16 protein-coding genes and 1 pseudogene are annotated in these 15,655 nt (G+C 70.7%); 9 read left to right on the top strand and 8 right to left on the bottom strand.

What is annotated here, in order from left to right; all coding sequences use genetic code 11:
- Positions 1–23: 23 nt before the first annotated feature.
- Both ACIBQ8_RS32550 and ACIBQ8_RS32545 read left to right on the top strand, forming a co-directional pair.
- Positions 24–1,157 carry a hypothetical protein gene (locus ACIBQ8_RS32550; RefSeq protein WP_397193787.1) on the top strand — a complete coding sequence of 378 codons (1,134 nt, stop codon included), beginning with the start codon at positions 24–26 and terminating at the stop codon, positions 1,155–1,157.
- 808 nt (positions 1,158–1,965) lie between these two features.
- The gene (locus ACIBQ8_RS32545; RefSeq protein WP_397193786.1) at positions 1,966–2,514 is read left to right on the top strand and encodes a hypothetical protein; all 549 of its coding nucleotides are present in this window, start codon (positions 1,966–1,968) and stop codon (positions 2,512–2,514) included.
- A gap of 72 nt (positions 2,515–2,586) precedes the next feature.
- Here the strand turns inward: ACIBQ8_RS32545 and ACIBQ8_RS32540 are convergent, their stop codons facing one another.
- The 4 genes from ACIBQ8_RS32540 to ACIBQ8_RS32525 all read right to left on the bottom strand — a co-directional run bounded on the left by ACIBQ8_RS32540 (position 2,587) and on the right by ACIBQ8_RS32525 (position 5,258).
- Positions 2,587–2,826 (bottom strand): hypothetical protein, encoded by a 240-nt coding sequence (locus tag ACIBQ8_RS32540; protein ID WP_397178412.1) that lies wholly within the window; start codon positions 2,824–2,826, stop codon positions 2,587–2,589.
- 14 nt (positions 2,827–2,840) lie between these two features.
- A complete protein-coding gene (locus ACIBQ8_RS32535; protein WP_397178413.1) occupies positions 2,841–2,993 on the bottom strand; it encodes a hypothetical protein in 153 nt (50 codons plus the stop codon).
- A gap of 316 nt (positions 2,994–3,309) precedes the next feature.
- Positions 3,310–4,398, bottom strand: coding sequence for an FAD-dependent oxidoreductase (locus ACIBQ8_RS32530; protein WP_397193785.1), 1,089 nt, complete (start codon positions 4,396–4,398; stop codon positions 3,310–3,312).
- Complete coding sequence (locus ACIBQ8_RS32525) at positions 4,395–5,258, bottom strand: SDR family oxidoreductase (RefSeq protein ID WP_397193784.1); 864 nt, start codon at positions 5,256–5,258, stop codon at positions 4,395–4,397. Before ACIBQ8_RS32525 ends, ACIBQ8_RS32530 begins: the two co-directional genes overlap by 4 nt.
- An 81-nt stretch (positions 5,259–5,339) precedes the next feature.
- Between ACIBQ8_RS32525 and ACIBQ8_RS32520 the strand changes: the two genes are divergently transcribed.
- Positions 5,340–6,296, top strand: coding sequence for an Lrp/AsnC family transcriptional regulator (locus ACIBQ8_RS32520; protein WP_397193783.1), 957 nt, complete (start codon positions 5,340–5,342; stop codon positions 6,294–6,296).
- A gap of 335 nt (positions 6,297–6,631) precedes the next feature.
- Here the strand turns inward: ACIBQ8_RS32520 and ACIBQ8_RS32515 are convergent, their stop codons facing one another.
- A complete protein-coding gene (locus ACIBQ8_RS32515) occupies positions 6,632–7,492 on the bottom strand; it encodes a hypothetical protein (RefSeq protein WP_397178417.1) in 861 nt (286 codons plus the stop codon).
- 718 nt (positions 7,493–8,210) lie between these two features.
- On the opposite strand from ACIBQ8_RS32515, the gene ACIBQ8_RS32510 reads away from it, so the two are divergent.
- A complete protein-coding gene (locus ACIBQ8_RS32510) occupies positions 8,211–8,630 on the top strand; it encodes a hypothetical protein (RefSeq protein WP_397178418.1) in 420 nt (139 codons plus the stop codon).
- Between the two features lie 114 nt (positions 8,631–8,744).
- Here ACIBQ8_RS32510 and ACIBQ8_RS32505 read toward each other — a convergent pair whose 3' ends face one another.
- Positions 8,745–9,227 carry a GNAT family N-acetyltransferase gene (locus ACIBQ8_RS32505; RefSeq protein WP_397193782.1) on the bottom strand — a complete coding sequence of 161 codons (483 nt, stop codon included), beginning with the start codon at positions 9,225–9,227 and terminating at the stop codon, positions 8,745–8,747.
- A gap of 395 nt (positions 9,228–9,622) precedes the next feature.
- On the opposite strand from ACIBQ8_RS32505, the gene ACIBQ8_RS32500 reads away from it, so the two are divergent.
- Positions 9,623–10,666, top strand: a complete 1,044-nt coding sequence (locus tag ACIBQ8_RS32500; RefSeq protein WP_397193781.1) for an alpha/beta hydrolase family esterase — start codon at positions 9,623–9,625, stop codon at positions 10,664–10,666.
- Between the two features lie 216 nt (positions 10,667–10,882).
- Here ACIBQ8_RS32500 and ACIBQ8_RS32495 read toward each other — a convergent pair whose 3' ends face one another.
- Positions 10,883–11,614, bottom strand: a complete 732-nt coding sequence (locus tag ACIBQ8_RS32495) for an MBL fold metallo-hydrolase (RefSeq protein WP_397193950.1) — start codon at positions 11,612–11,614, stop codon at positions 10,883–10,885.
- 658 nt (positions 11,615–12,272) lie between these two features.
- Positions 12,273–12,854 carry a TetR/AcrR family transcriptional regulator gene (locus ACIBQ8_RS32490; protein ID WP_397193780.1) on the bottom strand — a complete coding sequence of 194 codons (582 nt, stop codon included), beginning with the start codon at positions 12,852–12,854 and terminating at the stop codon, positions 12,273–12,275.
- 93 nt (positions 12,855–12,947) lie between these two features.
- Between ACIBQ8_RS32490 and ACIBQ8_RS32485 the strand changes: the two genes are divergently transcribed.
- The 4 genes and pseudogenes from ACIBQ8_RS32485 to ACIBQ8_RS32470 all read left to right on the top strand — a co-directional run bounded on the left by ACIBQ8_RS32485 (position 12,948) and on the right by ACIBQ8_RS32470 (position 15,594).
- Entirely contained in the window at positions 12,948–13,556 is a 609-nt protein-coding gene (locus ACIBQ8_RS32485; protein ID WP_397193779.1) for a CatB-related O-acetyltransferase, read from the top strand.
- Positions 13,460–14,557: pseudogene (locus ACIBQ8_RS32480) on the top strand (erythromycin esterase family protein); the annotation flags it as partial. The gene ACIBQ8_RS32485 and the pseudogene ACIBQ8_RS32480, both read left to right, overlap by 97 nt.
- Before the next feature lie 133 nt (positions 14,558–14,690).
- Positions 14,691–15,191 carry an FAD-dependent monooxygenase gene (locus tag ACIBQ8_RS32475; RefSeq protein ID WP_397193949.1) on the top strand — a complete coding sequence of 167 codons (501 nt, stop codon included), beginning with the start codon at positions 14,691–14,693 and terminating at the stop codon, positions 15,189–15,191.
- An 82-nt stretch (positions 15,192–15,273) separates the two neighbouring features.
- A complete protein-coding gene (locus tag ACIBQ8_RS32470; protein ID WP_397193778.1) occupies positions 15,274–15,594 on the top strand; it encodes a VOC family protein in 321 nt (106 codons plus the stop codon).
- The last annotated feature ends 61 nt before the right edge of the window (positions 15,595–15,655 follow it).

The following is a 15,655-nucleotide window of genomic DNA, read 5'->3' as shown; positions in this document are numbered from 1 at the left end:
GACGGAGGCGGACATTGGCCGCGTTGCTTCGACGTGTCGAGGACGAGGTGCCGATCTCGTACGGGCGCTTCGACCTCTTTGACGGTTCCGGGCTCGGCCGGGAACCGGAGGAGGAGGTCGCCGCCGGATCGTTGCTGGCCGAGCCGGGCGCGATCGCCCTCGGGCAGCTCGGGATCAGCAGCCAGGCATGGGCGTTCGCGGCGCGCGTCCGTATGGAGGCCTGGGACGCCGAGCCCCCGGCGCCCGGTGCGCCCTGGGCCGAGGCCGGGCAGGTCGTCTACCTCAGCCCGGGCGGCGTGGTGCACCTGTGCGGTCTCATGCGCTCCCCTTCCGGGCAGGCCCTGCTGCTGGGCCCGCCGCTCTTCGCCTACGCCCTGCGCGCCTACACCGGACCCGTCCGCACCCAGCCGGCCGACTACGACGCGAGCGTGACCGAGGCCGTCGAGGAGGCGTGGCTGCTGAGGTTCTGGCCGCTGGCGGACGCCGCCGGACCGGTTCTGCGGGCGGAGCCGGAGGCGATCGGTTGGGACACCGACAGGATGCGTGACATCCTCCCGCTCGACCTCGGCTCCCCCGTGGCCCGGCCGGCGCAATGGCCCGCGCTGCATCCCTCCGACGTGCCCGAACCGCAGGTCCGCCCCTTGTTCCCGTACGCCCCCTCCACCGCGGACGAGCCGAGCCGCCTCCGTGGCCTCGTTCCCCAGGAGACGATCGAAGCAGGGCGGCGGATCGAGGAGACCCTGGGCACCCTGCGCATCGACATGCTCGGCAACCTGCCCGCGAACATCGGATCCTGGTCGCAGAAGGAGCTCGACCGGTACGCCAGGCAGTTGCGCGTGAGCATGCGCATCGGCAAGGAGCTGAACCCGCACGCCGTGCCCACCTACCGGCTGGCGCCCTCCGACGTCCGCACGGTCCTGCTGCGTCCAGGCCCGGGAGTCAGCGGCCGCGCCTGGACCTGGGGCAGTGACGACAACGCCCATGCCGCCGTGTTCTCCGTCGACCGGCAGGTCGTCGCCCGGGACCGCATCCGCCGGCTCACGCTGCTGACCGGGATCGTCACCATCCTGCGCCACGAGAACGATCTCGTCGAAGTGCGCGCGGCGACCGAAGCTGAGGCGGCCCGGGTGCTCACGGTAGAGGGGATGCGAAGCTGACCGTGCCGCGTAGGAGCTCCGTGGCCAGGCGGAGTTCCAGCCGCGCCACCGGCGCCTGGTGAGAGCCGCAGGCGACCATGACACCAAGGCCCCCGGGGAGCCGCAGTCGGCCGCCTGCAGGAACTGCTTGCTTACGGAACCCCGCCAGGCGAGAAGCCTAAGGGGGCTTTCCGCTTGGGCGGCCCGCTGTCGCCGGCCCGATGGTCGAGCGTCATCCTCCGGGACGACGCCGTCGCGACCTCCGGGCGAGCCGGCCGAGACCTGGTGACGAGGTGCGCGGCCTCCCCGCGGCATCCCCACGGCAGGGAGTGGGCCCGGTGAACACCTCTCCCCCGCCAAACCGTCCCACAACCGTGCCGCCCCCGCTCAACTGGCTGCACCAACTCCATCGCGTCAGTGGCTGACGGAGACCACGGTGAAGGCGCACGTCAGCCGGGTGCTGAGCAAGCCGGCCGCCCTCGCCTGAGCCGGGCCGCATCGCACCTGGATCCACCCGATCTCCGGCGCGCGGACGCTCGCCCAGCTCACCGGCAACCTCGCCGCCTGCGACCTGCGGTTGCCGCCGGAGGTGGTCGAGCGGCTCGACCGGGCCAGCGCCTTCCCGCCCGGGTTCCCGCAGGACCGCGACCGCAATCCTGGCCGGACGGCGACACCTTGAGCACCCGCCGATGGCAAATGCTGTTCGCGCGGACGCTGGGCGGACGACGCGGAGCGGTTCACTATACGTAAGCGCCCGATGGCAGCCGGTTCCCGGCAAGGTACGCCAGCCGGCCCAGCCTGCCCGTCCACCTTCACGGAAGGGACCTCCATGTCGCCGCGACGTACCGCCCGAGGCTCGGGACGATCCGCGCCCAGTGTGTTCCTGGCCCTGACCATGCTGGTCACGGTGGGGTTGAGTCTGCTGCCCGCGTCCGTCGCGCGCGCGGTGTCCCTCCAGGTCTGCACCCTCCAGGAGGACATCGTCTACCAGCCGCCGCTGACGAACACGCCCCAGACAGTGGCGTACGCCGTCCACGGCCGGCTCACCGCCTGCACGGACGGTTCCGTCCCCACCGGCTGGTACGAGGAGTCCGGGACGGCGACGGGCGCCACCTGCACCAGCCTGCTCACCTCGGCCGGCGGGACCCGGACCTACCATTGGAGCTCCGGGGAGCACAGCACGTTCGCCTACACCCGGGTCGTGAACCGGCTCGCCGGCTACATCCAGGTCATCGCCACCGGCTCGATCCAGGACGGCAGGTACGAGGGCCTGCCCGCCATCTCGCAGGGCCTCGGGCTGCAGCCCGACCCGCTCGCCTGCGCCGCCGGTGGCGTCGCGCGGCTCACCGCGCCCGGAACCCTCACGATCGGCCTCTGACCGGCCGGGGGCTGCTTCCGCGCACGTCCTTGCGCGCGTGGAAGCAGCCCCCGGGACGGTTGCGCGGAGAGGTCAGTCGGTCGGGTGGTCCGAAGCGGGGTTCTCCTTGAGCCGCATGCACTCGTCGTAGTAGAGGAGCGCCTCGTTGGCGGCCTTCTCGGGGCTCCACCCCCGAGAGACGAGGGCCTGGTAGTTGTGGTTATAGATCTGGTAGCAGTCGGTCCGGCTGTCGGCCTGGGCGGGAACGGTGGCGGGGACCACCCAGGCGGCGGCCAGGAGCGCGGCGACGACGAGGCGGCGTGCGTGACGCATGGCGTTCCTTCCTGTCACTTGGTTCCCCAGCCCGGCGAGTGGCAGGCGGGTCCGTTCGGTCCGGTGTTGCACGACTGGCCTTCGGTCGCCTGGGCCGGCAGGGACAGCGCCCCCACGGTGGCCACGGCCAGCAGCGCGACGGTGAATACGGAACGAAGACGGGTCACATGAGCTCCTGTGGTGAGGTCGCGACGTACGCGAGGTGCGTCCGTGACGGCCACCGGATGCCCCGATGATCTCCGGGGCCGCACTGCGATTGTCGGTCGGCGGCGGCGGCCGTTGCTCCTCCCCCAGGCCGGTCCCTCCGGCCACAAGAAGGACGACAGCCGCGGCCGTCCGGCGCGTCAGGAGCCGGTGTGGAGCGGGCACATGCCCTGGACCGTCCCGGAAACGCACGAAGTGCCGACACCAGTTGGGGGCGCGCCGGTGTCGCCCTCACCAAGGGCGGACGCGGCCCGTCCGGCGCCGAAGGGTGACGCGCCGTCAACTGGAGGGCAGGGGGTCTTGGCCGAGAAGGCGGGCGCCGTTGGCGGCGGACATGCGGACCGCGGCGAACCCGGAGTCGATCATCTCCTGCTCGTAGGAGCGCAGAGCGGGGATGAGCGGGCCGCCGCGGGCGAGCACCGGGGCCAGCGCCTGGGTGAGCGCCTGGGTGAGCGCCGCCGCGTCGCGCAGGGCGAGGTTGGCCCCGGCCCCGGCCGCCGGGCTCATGGCGTGGGCGGCGTCGCCGAGCAGCGTGACGCGGGTGGTCTGCCAGGGCGGGATCGGGACGCTGGTGCGCAGCTTCAGCGGGAAGACGTCGTACCACTGGCTGATCATCCGCCGGACGAGGGGATGCCAGCCGTGCGTCAGGTCCATGACGAGGGACCTGAGCTGATCCTGCGTCATCAGGTTCAGACCGGCGGGGAGGTCTTCGGCGCGGGCGCCGAAGGAGCAGGTGGCGTAGTCACGGGTCGGCGCAACGCCCACCACGCGATGGCCCGGACCGGTGATCGCAGTGAACACGTTGTCCATGCCCTCGGCCAACTCGGCTGGGATCTTGCCGTAGAGCTGGACGAGGCCGGTGCCGACGATGCGGGCATGCGGCAGGTACTGGCCGCGCACGGCGGAGTTGATGCCGTCGGCGCCGACCAGGACGTCGCCTGTGACGGTGGTGCCGTCGTCGAAGCGCGCCGTCACGTGGTCGGCCGCGACCTGGAAGCCGGTCAGCCGCGTCCCGTACGTGATCGTCTCCGCCACCTCGGGCAGCAGGGACTCGCGGAGCGTCTGCCGGTCGATCGACAGGTGGAGTCCGCTGTGTTCGAGGACCTCCACCCCTGCGAGCGTGTGATCGAAGCGGACGAACCGGGGCAAGGGTGTGTGGGCGGTGGCAAGGAAGGCCGCTCGCCGTTCCGGGGCCATCACGCTGGTCAGCGCGTCGATGCCCATGTCGCTGAGGTGCAGGCGGTAGCCCTGGCGGCGGACGTGCGGCGATGGGTCGCGCTCGTGGACGGCCACGTCGATGCCGGCCCTGAGCAGTCCGTTGGCCAGGGCCAGCCCGCCGAGGCCGGCCCCGATGACGATCACCTTCATCGCTGGTCGCCGCCGAGGTCGTCGGCGTGCTCGGCGGCCCACGCCGACAGCGTGGTTGCGGGCGCCCCGGTGATGTCGCGCACCGTGGAGGTGACCTCCGGAGGCGGGGCGGCGGCCATCTTGGTGTAGCCGTCGAGCAGCTCGTCGATGAAGTCGTCAGGGAAGCCGGGGTCGGCCAGCAGCCGGGCGCGTTCCTGCGCCGGCGTCGACTCCTGCCAGTGCAGCGGGCGGCCGATGGCTTCGCCGATCAGCCGTACCTGCTCGGCCCGGGTCAACACCTCAGGCCCGGTGAGGGTGTGGCGGCGTCTGTCGTGCCCGGGTTCGGTCAGCGCGTGTACGGCCACCGCCGCGATGTCGTCCTCGTGGATCGGCGTCATCGCCAGCGAGCCGAAGGCCCCGCGGACGCTGTCGCCCGCCTTGATCTGGTCGCTCCACCACAGGGTGTTGGTCATGAAGGTGCTGGGGCTGAGCACCGTCCACTCCATGCCGGACCGCTCGATCAGCTGTTCGACGGTGGCGTGCCGGCGGGCGACCGGGTTGGGCTGCTCCTCGGGGGCGACTCCGGGCAGTGTGCCCCCACCGGTCATGAAGACGACATGGCGGACACGGCGCTTGAGCGCGTCGACGATGGGGCGGGCGGGTTCGGCCGAGTGGAAGGGCCACATGAGGAAGGCCGCTTCGACGTCGTCCAGGGCGCCGGGCGCGGCCAGGTCCGGGGTGATCACGTCGACGCTCCGGGGAAGCTTCGCGGCCGCGGGGTTGCGGCTCGTGGCTCGTACGGCTGCGCCGCTCCAGGCCAGCCGCTCGGCGACCCGTCTGCCGACGTTGCCCGTTGCGCCGAAAACCAGGTAGGTGCTCATGCAGCAAGAATCCGGCCACCCCGGCGATCTACGCACTTCAAATGCCATCTCGCGGCGATAAATGGCATGTAGCCTCGAATTATGGCGATAACTAGCGCATTGGACGCGCTGGACTACGCTCTCGTGCACGCCCTCCAGATCGACGGCCGTGCCTCCTTCCGCACGATCGCCGAGGTGCTCGGCGCCTCCGAGCACACGGTCGCCCGCCGCTACCGGAAGCTGCGCGCGCAGGGCGTCCTGCGCGTGGTCGGCTGGCTCAACGGCCAGCGCTTCGGCCGCACCGCCTGGTCGGTGCGCCTGGTGTGCACGCCGGATGCGGCGGCACAGGTGGCCGAGGCCCTCGCCCGCCGTGACGACACCGTGTGGGTCCGCCTGCTGTCCGGCGGCACCGAGATCGCCTGCGGCGTCCAGGCAGGCGGCGACCAGGACGGCGACGCCCTGCTGCTGAAGAAGCTGCCGCGTACCCCGCGCATCGTGGCCATGTCCGCGCACGCGACCCTGCACATGTTCGCCGGCTGGCGCAGCCGGGTCGCGGTGCTCACCGACGAGCAGGCCGAGCGGATCCGGCACGTGCAGCAGCACGAGAAAGAGGTCTCGCTGACCGCGCAGGACCACGCCATGCTGCGGGTGCTGGCGAAGGACGGGCGGGCCGGGTACGGCGAGCTGGCCGGGGCCAGCGGATGGTCGCACACCACCGTGCGACGCCGCCTCGACGAACTGCGGGCCGGCGACGCGCTCAGGTTCGACGTCGAGATCCCCTCCCAGGCCCTGGGCTACCACGCCGAGGCCTGGCTGTGGATGAAGATCGAGCCGTCCGCCCTGGCCTCGGTCGGCGAAGCCATGGCCGCCCACCCCGAGGCCGACGTGGTTGCGGCCACCACCGGCCCCACCAACCTCATGGCCGGCGTGACCTGCCGCGACACCCGCGACCTCTACCGCTACCTCACCGAGCGGGTGGCGCCGCTCCACGGCGTGCGCGAGCTGGAGACCGCGCCCGTGATCCGCACGGTCAAGCGGGTCGGCACCTTCCTGTCCTGAACCCCGTCCCGCGCCTCCCTCCCAGCCTGGCCACTGTCCGGTAGCAGAACGGTGAACCGGCCGCGTACAGCACCTCCGCCCTTGCACGTCCATGGCCACCGTGGGGCACGTTCGGCTAGCCGCCGGCGGTTCCCTTGCTTGGGACGGGCTGGGATGACGGCGAGAGCGAGCAGCCGGGCACACGTCGCGGGCCATGGACTCCGGGGATCGGGGGGTGGCCATGCGCGCACCGTACAACGGCGGGCGACTCCCGGAGGCCAACGACACAGACATCATCTGACTGACCAAAGCTCGGGCCACATGTCGTTGGAGTGAGTCGATCAAGTGCAGATCCATCAGCCAGGGAAGACGCGTGAGTTGAGCACGCCGGGCTGCCAGCCGGAGTCTTCGTGGTAGGCCCACACGGCTGTCGGATACCCCTTGGCCGGCAGCGTGTGGAAGGGACCGTCGCCGGCGTCGACGATCGTCTTGCCCTTGTCCTTGCCGTCGGTCCAGTCGAGTTGCACCTGCCACGCGCAGTCACACGAGTTGGTGTGCGCGGTCAGTTCCAAAATCTCCGGCTCATCGCTTTTGACGGTATAAGGGAAAGAAGTCTTCTCCCCCTTGGCGGGCCGCCAGCTGCCGGATGCGTCATCAAGGTCGGTCCTGAACGAGCGCACATCCACATGAGCGCCACATCGTTCACCGATCTGGAACTGCACCAAGGTGCCCGCCGGCGGTTTCGGCGCTCGTGACACGAAGACCGTGCGCGCACCTTCCAGCACAACCGTCTTGCCCGGCTTGCCGCTGACGGTCAGCCGAATCTTGGTGGTGTTCGGATCCCCGGCCCGGTTGGCCAGCGCCCACGCCTCCAACACCCCCTCATTGCGTTTCCAGTCCCTGCTCCACCGGGGCGGATGGACCTCCGCACGCGGCCGGGGAACCATCGTGGTCACGATGCACCCTTCATCGATGGCGCGCCCGCTCGGCACGATCACGAAGTTCGGAGTGTCGAACGTCCAGACCCCCGCGCGCTGTCGCCCGCCGGCGCGCTTGCCACCAGCCAGCGGCGCAAGAGGCGCCACTCGCCTGCCCGCCACGGTCAGCGGATCGTCTCCGGTGACCAGCCCAAGCAATCGATCCCCGGTGGCGCCGAAGATGCCCGTGGTCCACTGAGTCAGCGCGGCCGTCACCGCGGCCAGGACCACTGCGGCCATCGCCGCCCACACCTTGCGCCAGCCCCGCTTGGCCGGCGCGTGAGGTGCCCGGATCCCTCGGGAAGATCGCGACATGCGCCGACGATACCTCCCTGCTCCACGCGGCCCCAGCGCGATCCACGGCCGCAGCCCCGGGGTGAATGCATACTCTCTCTACGGTTACCAAGGCGTCCGCTGTCTGCAGGCGGCATCTCCGATGGGCGCCGGCCCCGGCCTGCCCCGACGTTGGGCCGTCGGCCGGTAGACGTGGCCGTATGAGTAGGCACACGCCATGGGGAGCGCCCGTGACGGCCTGGACCGTGAGGCGCAGTCACGGGCCGGCGAGAACGGGGACCAGGAGGTCAGGCTGACGGTGCCGCCTGACGCCGGCACCCACGGGCGGCGATGATGCACCTTTGCATCTATGACGTACGTGGGGCCGCGGTGTCGTTGAAAGAGCCGGGCGGCCGAAGTTGACCGATCGGCAGGCTTGGTGGGTCGCCGTGGTGGGCTGGGGCCGATCGCCGCCCGATGGCCACACCGGGTGAGGTCCGGAGCATCATCGCCTCCCAGGGCGCCGGCGTGGCTCTCACCCCTGGTGTCGACGGCCGTCGTACCAGAGAGGTCCCCGCCGGCATGCACCAGCCGACGCGGGTCCCATGAGATTCGAGCTGCCGTCAGCCGTGGTGTCGATCTGAGGCTCCTGGCCATGTCCTGAACGGTGGCGTACCGTGGCGACGTGACGACCGACAGCGATGCGTGGGACTCCAGCCACCAGCACAACCTGATTGATCTGGCCGACGATCTGGCCGAGCTGGACGCGGCGATGCTGGTGCAACTGGATCCGGTCGATCGGGCCCGCCAGGTGCGTGCCCGGGAGGCGCTGTGGGTGTACGCGGACGCCATGTGGGACGCGGTCAAGGCGACCAAACCCGGCGAGGGAAGCCCCGCGACGCGCAACCCCTACAACTGCGTGGCCGCGCTGCGCGACTTCGCCGGCGAGCTCCACGCCGCAGCGGTGCAGGCGCAGCAGGCGGCCGGCGACCCGGAGCCCGACGAAGACGGTCCGGGCGATGTGGACATGTGGGCGGAGCACCGGGCTGACCCAGGCTCCGGTCACCCTCGCTACACCCTGCCGGACCGGGCGCCCGATGCTTGAATGCCCTACTCGCTGGTAACCGTACAGTGCTCCAATTCTGAGTGATCGGGACTACCTGGCGGCTGGGCCTCGCTCGGGTGGAGGACGCCCGGTCAGCACGGACGACGAAGCTCCTCACCGATCGGCGAGGGGTGGCCGCCGTGCCGCCTTGTCGAGCCAGACCCGGTCGCGCAGTTCGATGCCGTCGATGACCAACCCGGCGGGGTAGCCGGTGGCGGGGGTGAAGGCGTCCCGCTCGATCGCCCGCATGCGGAATCCCTGCCGCTGGTAGAACCGCAGATTTCCGATGTCGGCCGCGGCAGTGGCGACCACCAGCGTCGTGCCGCCCTCCCCCGCGACGAGGTCGGTCGCGGCGCGGACGAGGCGCGTGCCGATCCCCTGCCCCTGAAGGTCCTCGCGGATCGCCATGTTCTTGATCTCCACCTCGCCCGGCCGTCCGGTGTCGATCAACTGCAGGTGCCCGACGATCTCCTCCCCGGACCGCGCCACCAGCACGCGGCCCAGGTCAAGATAGGAGTCCAGCTGCACCGGGGAGTCCTCGGCCAGCGCGAACAGGGGACGTAGCGCTTCGCGGGCGCCGGTGTACAGCTCTGTCATGTCTCGAGTGTCGCAAGCCGGCACCATGATCGGCTGCCGCCGTAAGCCCTTCGTAACAGCGCTGCTTGACGGTTGGGGGCAGCTTCGGGAGCAGGACGCCTCTCTGCGCGACGGGAACATGCTGACCGTCCAGGCGGTCGATCGGCTCGGCCGCAACCTCCTGGAAGCAGCGCTCTGCGTTGCCCGCACCGGGCGGCTGCCTGGCGGATCAGATGGCCGGGCGTGCGATTCTTCGGCGGTGAGCAGCTCGCCGAGGCGGTGGCCGCCCTCGCACTCCGATCGTTGATCTGGGTTTGCGGCCATCTCCTGGAGGACCGTTTGCGGAACGTCCGATTTGGGGTGACCGCAGGGCGGGGATCGCCATGAGCAACATGTCCGGCAGGAGAGGCGAGGAAATGAGAGCATCCAAGCTGACAGTCACCGTCGTGGGGCTGGCGATCGGTGCGGCGGCTTGCTCCAGCGGTGCCCCGGCGGCGATGTTCACGGCTCAGCCCAGCCCCACGGGCACCTCCGCCGACGACGCCGGACTCGACAAGGAACTGCTGGGCCCGAACCCGCCCCGGGCTCCTCGGTTGAGCGCGCCGGTGCAGAACCTCACGGTGAAGGTCGGCGGCATGACCCGCTCCTACGTCGCCTTCGTCCCCAAGGATCTGCCGAAGAACGCCCCGCTGCTGCTGGCCTTCCACGGCACAGGCATGAACGGCGAGCTCATGCGGGCCTACACCGGATACGAGTTCGACAAGCTCGCCGACTCCAACAAGTTCGTCGTCGTCTACCCCAGCGGATACGGACGGCACTGGAACGACTGCCGCAAGCAGGCCAAGTACCCCGCCCGCACCGAGAACGTCGACGACGTGGGATTCGTCCGCGCGATCATCGACAGGTACCGCGAGTCCAACGACATCGACCCGAACCGGATCTTCGCCATGGGCTACTCCAACGGCGGCCACATGACCTACCGCCTGGCCTCGGCGATGCCCGGCCAGATCAAGGCGATCTCAGCGGTCGCGGCGAACTTCCCCGCGCCGGACAACAACGTCTGCCCGGCGATCAAGAGCCCGATGCCCATGCTCATGATCACCGGCACCAAGGATCCGCTCGACCCGTACAACGGTGGCGACGCCGTCGTGGCCGGCACCTCCTACGGCAAGGTGCTGTCCTCCCCTGACACCGCGGCCCACTTCGCCGAGCTCAACGACAACACCGCGACACCGCAGGACACCGAGCTCCCTCACCAGGCCGATTCCGGATCCACCTCGGTCTCCGTCAGAAGCTACGCACAGCCCGGCAGGCCCCCCGTCACCCAGTACACCGTCAACAACGGCGGCCACGTCGTCCCGAACCAGGTCTTCGAAGCCCCAAGCCAACTCGGCCCGACCACGCATGACCTCGACGCACCCCCGGTCATCTGGGACTTCTTCATGAAGAACAGCGGCTGACCGATCATCGACCTGGCCACTCCCACCTGGCCCCCGCCCACCGGAGCACCCCAGCCCGCATGGCGTCGGCGACGACCTGCCGGAGCGGAGCCCCGCACACAGCCGTGCCCCCCGCAGACCCGGACGGCCGGCCGAGGCACAGCAGAGCGGGAGGCGGGCTGGTTCCAGGCGGAGGATCCTCCGGCTGAGCCATCCGCTTCCCGCGGGTCCGAGGGGCTACCGCGTCGCCTGGAACTTGTAGCGGTCGCCGTGTGCCAGATAGTGGAACTTGACGGACGTCGAGGAGGCGGCGGCGGCCTCCTTGAAGTCGTCGAGCCCGGAGTGGAACACCGAGAAGTCGTTGTAGTGGATCGGGATCGCGGTTTGCGGCCTGACGATCTCCGCACAGCGGACCGCCTGGGCCCCGGTCATGGTCACCGTGGTCAGGAACAGCGTGGTCCCACCGCTGTGGAACATGCCCAGGTCGATGTCGGGGTAGTGGCGGGGGATGTCGTACAGCCGGTTGTGCAGCATGGTGTCGCCGCTGATGTAGAGCCGGAACAGCCGCTGGTCGCCGTCGTAGAAGTCCAGCAGGTGGCCGTTGACCGGCATGAGCATGTCCGCCATCTCGAAGTCGCTGGTGTGCTCGGCCGGCATGGCCGTCACCACGAGCCGGGCGTCACCTCGTTGGACCGTCTGACTCTCCCAGGTGTCGAGCGCGTGGCCGTTGGTGAAGCCCAGCGGGTGCAGTTCCTCAATGGCGTGCTTGGTGCTGACGACCGGGATGTCCTTGTCGAGATCCCGAGCCGCGACATGGTCGAAGTGGTCGGCGTGATAGTGCGACAGGACGATCAGGTCCAGCGGGGGCAGATCTGCGACCTGGCAGTCCGGCTCCATCTCGCGCCGGGCATAGATGCCGTGCCCGAGGTGGAGATGGTCACCCTTGTGCAGAAACGCAGGGTCGGTCAGGATCGTGAACCCCGCGAACCGGCGCTCATACCCCCGAAAATCAGCACAGATACGGCGCTCCCCCAGACTTTCCGGCCCGGTCTACACGCGTGCATCCGCACCCACGTGCGCGACTTCCGGCAGCGCCCTTCCCCGCTGCCGGAAGCACCCCGGACCACACCCTGAACAGGCCGGTAGCAGGTAGAAGCCAGGACGGTGGACCACCGCGGGGGCCTTTGCTGCCCTTCCACCGCAGGGCCTGATTCCACAACGGACGGCGCGACGTTCACCTGCGGCGGCGACCAGGTCGTTGATGACGTCCGTGTCCGCCTCCGTGGCCTGGAGGGGCCACAGGCGGCGGCCCGGCCGTCTGAACGGCGGTGGGCAGCGCTGGCCCGCCTGCTGACGCGTGGCCAGGAGCTGCAGGAGCTCGACCCCGAACCGGCGGTAGTCCTCGGCGACGGTGCCGGTGGTGGCGGCGATGCGCCGCTCAGGGGAAGCACAGCCTGACCCGGCCGACCCGAACGTGGCGCGCCCCAGGTTCGGGTAGCCGCGGCTGGCGCTGCTCCGGCCGCCGGTCACGTACCCGTTGATGGAGGTCGGGGAGTTCGGTCGCGAACGGCGGGCACCACGCGCCGGCCGGTCACGCCGCACCCGCCGCAGCCTGGTCGCGCCCGCGTCACGGGCGGGGCCTCATCCCGGCGAAGAGCGCATCGAGGATCCGGTCGACGTAGGCGTGGGTCAGCGGCTCCTGGGTGATCAGGAGCCGGAAGTACAGCGGGCCGGACAGGATCGCCATCGCCAGATCGAGATCGAAGCCGGGCGACAGCTGCCCCTGGTCGCGGGCCGCCCGCAGCCGGGCGACGGTCCTGTCCGCCTGCGGGGCGATGAAGCGCTCGTTGAGCGCGGCGGCGACCCGGCGGTCGTGCTGCGCCTCCCCGACCAGGGCCTGGAACAGGGCGCCGTACGACGGCCCGGTCAGCAGGTCCACGGCCGCGTAGATCTGCGCGCGCAAGTCGGCGGCCAGGTCACCGGTGTCGAGGTAGTCCAGTTCGCTCTCGTTCAGCGACAGCAGGGAGTCGAGCAGCAGGGCGCCCTTGGACGACCATCGGCGGTAGAGGGTCTGCTTGCTCGCGCCGGCGCGGGCCGCGACCGCCTCCATGCTGAGGTTGGCGTAGCCGATCTCCTGGCCGAGCTCCAGCGTCGTCCGCATGATGGTCTCGGTCCGGTCGGCGCCGCGGCGGTGGGGGGTGCGGGTCATGAGGCCACCTTATCGGTACGGAACGTTCCGTACTGATAACGAAAAGAGCGGATTGTGCTACCTGTTCCCGTCGGCCCCACAGTGGTGCGCCCGATGCCCGGCCAGCCACGGGTGGTGCTGCTGAAACCCCTGGTCTCCTCCCCGCTGATCGAGATCGGCGACTTCTCCTACTACGACGACCCGGACGACCCGACCGCCTTCGAGACCCGCAACGTGCTCTACCACTACGGGCCCGAGAAGCTGGTCATCGGCAAGTTCTGCGCGCTCGGCGAGGGGGTGCGGTTCATCATGAACGGCGCCAACCACCGCATGGACGGCCCCTCGACGTTCCCCTTCCCGATCATGGGCGGCTCCTGGGCCGAGCACTTCGCCCTCGTCACCGGCCTGCCCGGCCGGGGCGACACGGTGGTGGGCCACGACGTCTGGCTCGGGTACCGGGCCATGGTGATGCCCGGCGTCCGCATCGGCCACGGCGCGATCATCGCCTCCGGCTCCGTCGCCGTGGACGACGTGCCCGACTACGGCATCGCCGGCGGCAACCCCGCCCGGCTCATCCGCCGCCGCCACAGCGACGCCGACGTCGACCGCCTGCTGGCCGTGGTCTGGTGGGACTGGCCGCTCCCGCTCATCACCGAACACGTCCGCACGATCATGTCGGGCAGCGTCGGCGACTTGGAGAAGGTGGCTGCCACGCACGCGTGAGACCGCCCGTCCACCTTCCAGCACCTGATCTTCCAGCACCGGAATCGAGCCAGCAGCATGTCCGCTTCGTCCCACCCCGACCCGTTCACCGGCTGGCTGGGCGGCCAGGCCGTCCCGCTCACCCACCTCGACCCCGAAGCGCCGCTCGACGACCTGGAGCCGCTGCGCGACCTCATCGGCGACGCCCGGGTCGTCGCGATCGGCGAGCACTCCCACTTCGTCGACGAGTTCATCCGCATGCGCCGGCGCCTCCTGCGGTTCCTGGCCGAACGCTGCGGCTTCACCGTCCTGGCCTTCGAGTACGGCTTCAGCGAAGGCTTCCCCCTCGATGCCTGGGCCCAGGGCGAGGGCACCGACGCCGACCTGACGGGACACCTCGCCGAAGCGGTCCCCGTGGGCGTCGACGACCCGCGGCGCTGGATCCGCCGCACAACGTCACCGCCACGCGGCCGGTGCGTTTCGCCGGGATCGACATCCCGGCGGCCGGCGGCTCCCTGCTGCCCGCCCTGGCCCCGGTCGCCGACTACCTGCGCGGGATCGACCCCGAAGCCATGCCGTTCATCGAGACGGCGATGCGGATCGCCGGATCGTTCGCCGGCGCCTCCGCCGCCTCGGCCGCGCCCGCGTGGGCCCGCCTGCCCGCCGCCGACCAGGACGCCCTCACCGCCGCCCTGGCCCGTCTGCTCATCCGCTTCCGCGCCGTCGAGCCGCTGCACGTCTCCCGCGGCGACCGGCCTGGCTACGACGTCGCCCTGCGCCGCCTCGAAGGCGCCTGCCAGGCCGACTACGGCTTCCGTGCCATGGCCGGCCTGTTCGCCGGGACCGGGCTGACCGCCGACACCTCGGCCCGCGACGCCTACATGGCCGAGTCGGTCCTGTGGCACCTGGAGCGCTCCGGGCCCGGAACCCGCATCGTGCTGGCCGCCCACAACGCCCACATCCAGAAGGCGCCCGTCTCCTTCGACGGGCAGCTCACCGGCTTCCCCATGGGACAACGCCTGCACGACGCGCTCGGCGACGCGTACTTCGCCCTCGGCCTGACCAGCGGCGGCGGGCACACCGGCGAGATGGTCCACGACGAGGAGGCGCGCTTCGGCTTCCGCATCGAGAACACCGCGCGTCTCCCTCTACACGATCAAGAACGAGAGCACCGAGTACGACGACGACGTCCCCATGACCGTGCCCGAGCTCCAGGACAGCATCCACCGCGTTGTCGGCGCGCGGCTGCCCGTGGCCCAGGCCAGCCGGCTGTCGCGGTTCACCTTCAAGGCCCGCCAGGCCGAGCGCTACCGCCAGGGCCGGATCCTGCTGGCCGGCGCCTTCGCCCCCGACCTCACCCTGCACACCGACCAGGGCGTCACCAGCGTCGCGGAGCTCCTCCACACCGCCCGGCCCGTCCTGCTCCACCTCGCCGGCCGTCCGGAGCTTCGCGCGGTGGCCGCGCAGTGGCGGGATCGCGTGGACGTCCGCATCGCCAGGACCGGCGAGCGTCCGGCCGACGCACTGCTGATCCGCCCGGACGCCCACATCGCCTGGGCGGCCGGCCTCGACGAATCCGCGGACAGCGCCACGCCCGCACTGCGTGAGGCACTCTCCGCATGGTTCGGAACGCCCTCGACACAGGAGGAGGCATGACGAGCAGGCTCACCGAGTTGACCGTCGACTGCCACGATCCGGAGAGACTCGCGGCCTTCGGTGCGCGGTTCTGGGCCTCCAAGTGATCGACCGGAACGGGCACAAGGTCGAGATCGGCTCCTGGGAGCCGACCGCCGAAGAGGTCCGCGCCCGCCAGATGCCGCCCACTCTGCTGTTCATCCGGGTGCCCGAGGGCAAGACCGTGAAGAACCGGCTCCACCTCGACGTCAGCCCGATCGACTGCGGCACCGACGACGAGGCGACCAGGTTGCTCGGCCTCGGCGCCACCAGGAGAGACGTCGGCCAAGGCCCGGACCGAAGCTGGGTGGTCATGGCCGACCCTGAGGGCAACGAGTTCTGCGTCCTGCGCACCCTGGCGGTGACGCGCGCACAGCCGGCGTAGTGGACGGTCGTCCCCGGCGGTGATCGAGAACCTGCGTAGGCGCATGGCAGGTCTGCGGCCC

Source organism: Nonomuraea sp. NPDC049646 (genome assembly GCF_044465525.1).
Taxonomy (GTDB): Bacteria; Actinomycetota; Actinomycetes; order Streptosporangiales; family Streptosporangiaceae; genus Nonomuraea.
Note: the sequence above shows the minus strand (reverse complement) of the source record. Positions and strands in the feature narration are given on the sequence as shown.